Source organism: Acinetobacter sp. P1(2025), from assembly GCF_051390655.1.
Taxonomy (GTDB): domain Bacteria; phylum Pseudomonadota; class Gammaproteobacteria; order Pseudomonadales; family Moraxellaceae; genus Acinetobacter; species Acinetobacter junii.
Map to the genome: position 1 here is coordinate 1 of NZ_JBPKBJ010000117.1, position 6,521 is coordinate 6,521.

General features: G+C 34.4%; 5 protein-coding genes and 1 pseudogene. 3 read left to right on the forward strand and 3 right to left on the reverse strand.

Annotated features, from left to right (window positions below):
* Nucleotides 1-398: 398 nt before the first annotated feature.
* A complete protein-coding gene (locus tag ACSC97_RS17460) occupies nt 399-2,561 on the forward strand; it encodes a malate synthase G (protein ID WP_004954110.1) in 2,163 nt (720 codons plus the stop codon).
* Nucleotides 2,562-2,617: 56 nt separating this feature from the next.
* Nucleotides 2,618-3,286, forward strand: a complete 669-nt coding sequence (locus ACSC97_RS17465; RefSeq protein ID WP_436662209.1) for an SOS response-associated peptidase — start codon at nt 2,618-2,620, stop codon at nt 3,284-3,286.
* A 54-nt stretch (nt 3,287-3,340) separates the two neighbouring features.
* Here ACSC97_RS17465 and ACSC97_RS17470 read toward each other — a convergent pair whose 3' ends face one another.
* Both ACSC97_RS17470 and ACSC97_RS17475 read right to left on the reverse strand, forming a co-directional pair.
* The gene (locus ACSC97_RS17470) at nt 3,341-3,805 is read right to left on the reverse strand and encodes a MarR family winged helix-turn-helix transcriptional regulator (protein WP_129262891.1); all 465 of its coding nucleotides are present in this window, start codon (nt 3,803-3,805) and stop codon (nt 3,341-3,343) included.
* 654 nt (nt 3,806-4,459) lie between these two features.
* Nucleotides 4,460-5,315, reverse strand: a pseudogene (locus tag ACSC97_RS17475) (alpha/beta hydrolase family protein).
* A 119-nt stretch (nt 5,316-5,434) separates the two neighbouring features.
* On the opposite strand from ACSC97_RS17475, the gene ACSC97_RS17480 reads away from it, so the two are divergent.
* On the forward strand, nt 5,435-5,896 hold the full coding sequence (locus ACSC97_RS17480; RefSeq protein WP_004954119.1) for a hypothetical protein: 462 nt from the start codon (nt 5,435-5,437) through the stop codon (nt 5,894-5,896).
* Nucleotides 5,897-5,928: 32 nt separating this feature from the next.
* Here the strand turns inward: ACSC97_RS17480 and ACSC97_RS17485 are convergent, their stop codons facing one another.
* Nucleotides 5,929-6,168: a hypothetical protein gene (locus ACSC97_RS17485; protein WP_004911434.1), complete on the reverse strand. Its 240-nt coding sequence runs from the start codon at nt 6,166-6,168 to the stop codon at nt 5,929-5,931.
* Nucleotides 6,169-6,521: the final 353 nt, after the last annotated feature.

The following is a 6,521-nucleotide window of genomic DNA, read 5'->3' on the forward strand; positions in this document are numbered from 1 at the left end:
TATAAATGGGTAGAGTACAGGTTGCTGTAGAAGCATGTTTAATTCGTCTAATCACAGATACTTTATAAAGCATTTTAATACTTTTTTGAATCTGTCAATGCGTAAGTCCTAAAGGCATTCTTCGGAATGCTTTTTTTTATATTTTGATACTGAGAAAGCTTTATTCTTGGTTGATTTTTGTTATAACTAAATGTGTTTTTAAGACTGTGAGATCATTACATCCCCATAGAATGAGTAAAATTTTAATTTAAAGTTTTGATTTACTAAAACTCGTAGTTGTCAATACTTCTAATTGAGAAAATGCTTACTATTTAGGAATGTGATATTACTATTCAGGCTAGTATAAATCAGTATACTAGGATTCTTGTTATAAAAAGTTAGCACCATCAGGAAAGACAATGACTGTACGTATTCAAAAAGGCAAGCTAGCGATTGCTAAAGAACTTTACGATTTCATCGAAAATGAAGCTTTACCAGGTTCTGGTTTAGATAGTGAAACTTACTGGAAAAATTTCGAGCAAGTCGTTGTCGATCTTAGCCCTAAGAACAAAGCATTATTAGCGAAGCGTGAAGAGCTACAAGCTAAAATTGATGAATGGCACCGCAATAATAAATTTGAGTTAAATGCTTATAAGGCATTCTTAACTGAAATTGGTTATCTTGTTCCTGAAGTTGAAGACTTCAAAGTTACAACTGAAAATGTTGATGAAGAAATCGCATTATTAGCTGGTCCACAGCTTGTTGTACCTGTACGTAATGCACGTTATTGCTTAAATGCTGCAAATGCACGTTGGGGTTCATTATACGATGCACTTTATGGTACTGATGTAATTTCTGAAGAAAATGGCGCTGAAAAAGGCAAGGGTTATAACCCTGTTCGTGGCGACAAAGTTATTGCTTTTGCTAAAGATTTCTTAAATCAAGCTTTCCCTTTGGCACAAGGTTCACATGCTGATGCGACTAAATACGCAATTGAACATAACCGTTTAGTTGTTACTTTGAAAGATGGTTCTACTACTTCTTTAGCTCATGAGTCACAATTCGTTGGCTTTAATGGTGAAGCAGAAAACCCTACAGAAGTTGTTTTATTAAACAATGGCTTGCACGTAATTATCGATATCGATGCGAATAGCCCGATTGGTAAAACTGATGCAGCAGGCGTTAAAGATTTAACACTTGAAGCAGCAATTACAACTATTCAAGATTTGGAAGATTCTGTAGCAGCTGTTGATGCTGAAGAAAAAGTAGAAGGCTACCGTAACTGGTTAGGCTTAATGAAGGGTGATTTACAAGAGTCAATCGAGAAGAACGGTAAAACAGTTACTCGTGCTCTTAATAAAGATCGTACTGTTAAAAACTTGATCGGTGGAACGACAACTTTACATGGTCGTTCATTGATGCTTCTTCGTAACGTTGGTCACTTGATGACAAACCCAGCCATCCTTGTTGAAGGTGAAGAAGTTTTCGAAGGTATTATGGATGCTCTAGTAACTCCGTTACTAAGCATTGTAGACATCCGTGGTGAAAACGAAAACCATAACTCTCGTAAAGGGTCGATGTATATCGTTAAACCAAAAATGCATGGTCCAGAAGAAGTTGCATTTGCGGTTGAGTTGTTTGAACGCGCTGAACAAGCTCTTGGTTTGCCTGCTAAAACACTTAAAATCGGTATTATGGATGAAGAGCGTCGTACATCTGTAAACTTGAAAAACTGTATCGCAGCTGCAAAAGACCGTACAATTTTCATTAACACAGGTTTCATGGATCGTACGGGTGATGAAATCCATACTTCTATGGAAGCTGCTCCAGTTGTTCGTAAAGAAGCTGTTAAAACTCAAAAATGGATTGCTGCTTACGAAAATCGTAACGTTGCAATTGGTTTAGAGTGTGGTTTACAAGGTAAGGCACAGATCGGTAAAGGTATGTGGCCAAAACCTGACAGCATGAAAGACATGTTGGCGACTAAGACAGCACATCCAAATGCGGGTGCATCATGTGCATGGGTTCCATCACCAACAGGTGCGGTACTTCACGCAATGCATTATCACCAAATCAATGTAAAAGCTCGTCAAGATGAATTAGCATCTCAAGACATGTTGACTTTGGATGATTTGTTAACACCTCCTTTTGCTCCTGAAACTAACTGGACAGCAGAAGAACTAAACAACGAACTTGAAAATAACTGTCAAGGTATCTTGGGTTATGTTGTTCGTTGGGTTGATTTAGGTGTTGGATGTTCTAAAGTTCCAGATATCAACAACGTTGGTTTGATGGAAGATCGTGCAACATTACGTATTTCTTCTCAGCATGTTGCAAACTGGTTGCGTCACGGTATCGTAACGCGTGAACAAGTTGAAGAAGTATTAAAACGTATGGCTGTAATTGTAGATCAACAAAATGCGAATGATCCACTTTATACGCCAATGGCACCAAACTTTGATGGCATCGCTTTCCAAGCTGCTTCTGATTTGATTTTCAAAGGTGCTGAGCAACCATCTGGTTATACAGAGCCATTGTTGCATGCTGCACGTTTAAAACTTAAAGGCTATACAGGTGATTAATTTCATCTAAAATAAAAGCCTCTTCGGAGGCTTTTATTATTTTGAAGATCATTTTTATGTGTGCTAACTTTAAACCCATCACACTGGAACAATTAAAGCAACTTGAATTGCCGCTTGTATCTTTTACCTATGAAGAAGAGGTTTATCCAAGTTATAAAACTCCATTATTGTTTAAATCTGAACAAGGTTTGGAGTGGAGGGAAGTTCTGTTTGGTTTAGTACCTAAATGGGCAGAAGATCTTAATATTTCAAAACATACTTATAATGCACGTCACGAAACTATTTTTCAGAAACCAAGTTTTCAAGAATCTGCCAACAAATGTAAGTTTGGCGTAATCCCTGTAACTGAGTTTTATGAAAGCAAATATATAGATAACAAGCCACAACGCTGGGCTGTTAAGCGTAAAGATGGGCGGGCATTTTATATTGCTGCACTTTATGAGATTAGAAAATTAAATGAAAAAATAATTCGTTCAGCGACAATGTTAACCATGGATGCTGTAGATCATCCGATGATGAAGGATTTCCATGAACCTGGTGATGTCAAAAGATCAGTTGTTGTTATTCCCCATGAACAATTAGATGAGTGGTTAACATTAAAACAGCCATATCAATTAATTAATTTTATGAATGGCTTTCCTGTAGAGGAATTTGAATGTTTACATGTACCAAAACCCAAAATTGAGAAAATCACACCCCAGCTCAATATGTTTGATTTATTTTAGATTCGAAAATAAAAAAGCTTCCTTTATAGGAAGCTTTTTTTAAATTTGATTAAATCAACGTGATAAATTCTTAAACATATGTTTTAAGATTTCCATTGTTTTTTCTATTTGCAATGGAGTTAAACCATCGAAAGATTGTTCTAAAATGACTGAAGTCAGGTCATTAATTTTAACAATCATTTCCTTTCCTTTGTCTGTCAGAAAAACTCGCGTAATACGACCATCTTCTTTGCAAGAATAAGTTTCGATATAACCTTCATCTTTCAAACGATAGACGATTTTAGTGGTCGTAGACATCTTTGAAATGACCATATCTGATAGTTCAGATACGCTAGCATGAGGTTTTACATTCAATGCAAGTAAAATACGACGGCGAGAATTGTCTAAACCATACTTTTTAAGTACGTTGTCGATGTTTTGAACGTACTGAGCATTTACTTGAGAAATCCAGTAATATGGGAACTCTTCTAAGTTAAATGATTCGGCTGTAGGTAAAAAACGCGCATATTTTTTAGGCATTTACTTATTTCCTATGCTTGTTACTGTGAATTGGTTAACCAACTCTTGAATTCCATGAAGTGTCTTCACGACTTGCTGAAAAATCCAAGATTGATTGAATTTTCCACCATTTCATTTATAACAAATCTTCCTTAAAGAAGCTCTACAGCTATCTTTATTTTGAATAAAAAAATCATCGAAAAAACATATAAAAATGTTATTTATGATGGTTTTATCTATTCTACACATTCTTTCAGATAGACAGTTTTTCTATAAATCAGTCTATCTTTCGAACATAGCTATTGTAGAAAATAAATACAATATTTGACGTGACTTTAAAGGCAAAAACTTCTGTCTCAAATGTCATAAAATATAAAAATCAACATATTTATATAATAAATACTATCAAATACAGATAATTGGGTTAAACATATGGTTAAAAAATAACTAGAATAAATACTCTAAAAAGATGAATTAATACATTCTTTATCACATTTTTATGCTGTTTTTTGATCAATAAAATATACAGATGTAGAAAATTTAATAAATTTGGCGGTCAATTTAGTTTAATTAATTAATTTTGGAGTGATGCTAGGCTGAATTGGATGTGGGAAAAAGACGCATCTAAACAGGATTACGTATTTAGATGCGTAAAGTGAAGAGGGTACTTATTTATTAGACGTTGATTTCTTTTTCAATGATTGACCATAGTTGTTTATGGCTCTTTTTAAACATCGACATATGTCCAATCTCATTAAAACCATGTTTCTGTGGATCAAGTTGAACTAATTTGGTTTCAGCGTTTGGATACAATCGTAATAAATCTTTGACATTGGCTTCTGTAGCGATTTCATCGTCTGTAGCCCAAAACGAAACGATAGGGCACTTAATCTCCTGATGATAGTCATTAAAAATAGTTTTACCAATGGTATTCATTACATAACCAGGTTTACTACAAAATTCAGCCCATTGTCTTGCAACATTTCTCGGTAGGTTTTCACCCATGCCGATGAATTGTGTTGCACCATACCCTTTAAATAAACTTGAAACAGGGAAAATAATGTTGAACATAACAGGAGCTAATAACTTCGTTTTTCCCTTTAGACCTTTGATGTGACCTGTAGAACCCGCAATAGCTAATACCTTGGCAACTTTTTCATAAGAAGGGTTGATACCAAGCAACTGTCCGCCAGCGCTGTGACCAATAATAATCACCTGTTGCGCGTGAGTTTTGTTGATTAGTGAGTCAATTGCAGCTGGTATATCCAATAAACCCCAATCATCAATACTTGCTGTAGAATCTTTTAATTTGCCATGTATGACTCACCAATTCCTCTGAATCAAAGGTGAGAACTTGATAACCTTGTTGATTCAGCCATTGTGCAAATGAATTGTAAAAGTTCTGAGTAATGCCAGTTGCTGGACAAACTAGAATTGGAAACTGTTTCGTATTATTTTCAGAAGCGTAGTATCGAGCTGAAAGTTGATAACCATCTTTACAGCTGATCCAAAAAGATTCATAGGTATTCATAACGGAGAACTCAATACTATTTCTAATTACTTTACACAAGTTCTAAAAAGAAACTTACATAAAAAATGACTAAAAAGTCAAATATAGGTAAAATCAAGATTATTAATTAAACAAATCAAATGGATATAGTTGTGGAATTTAACCAAGCAATGGAATTAGCAATAATTTTTAGTGGAATTTTTCTTTGGGTAGGAATGTTAACAGGCGTTTGGAAATATTATCAAATTCGAAGATCTCAACAATCAAGAGCTCATTATTATGTAGATATTGCGCATCGTAGTAGTTTGTTATATGCGAGTGCCAGTTTAATTTTGGCATGTTTAAGTTATTTCAGTATGTTAAGTGAAACTACAAAATTATTTTGCGTTGTTGCGAATCTGTTCTTTTTCTCGATGTCGATCCTAACTTACATAATCCATGGTTTTTTAAAAGACACAACCAACCAATTTAAACAACCTCATCAATTGGGACATTGGACACTACCAAGTTGGTGTATGAGTTTTATAATGTTTAGTTTGATAGTGGTTGAGCTGGGTGCAACAGCTATATTGCTTTACGGAACAATTATTTATTTCCAATAAAAAATGGATGATTACTCATCCATTTTTGTAAATTAGTTTTTTTGACGCTCAGCGCTCATCTGTCGAAACTTTCGGTCCACAATACCCCACGTACAAAAGGCTAGTGAAACGATCAATGCATAGGCAAAATATTCAGGTTTCAAATTACCTTTAATTGTGCCTTGTAATAACAACGTAGCCATAAGTGCGAGTGTTGTGATTGCATATACGATCGAATCGTTTGCCTTCAGAGTGTTAATGAAGACTTGCTTGTTGAAATGTAATGATAACATCTCCATCCCTCCTTGAGTGGTGATGACAGAAACCTAATCGTTTTTGTCAGAATTGAATTTAAAGTTGTACTGCTTATTTTTAGGGATTTCAATAGGTAGAAACACTATTTTGAAAATAAATTTTAGAATGTATTGATTTATATATGAAAATATTATTTTATTTGGTGATTGTTGGTATTTTTAATTATGATATTGTTGATTTTTTTACATTTAGAAATAGAAAATAATAAAACCATAAATCATAGGACTTACGCATTGACAGATTCAAAAAAGTATTAAAATGCTTTATAAAGTATCTGTGATTAGACGAATTAAACATGCTTCTACAGCAACCTGTACTCTACCCATTTATA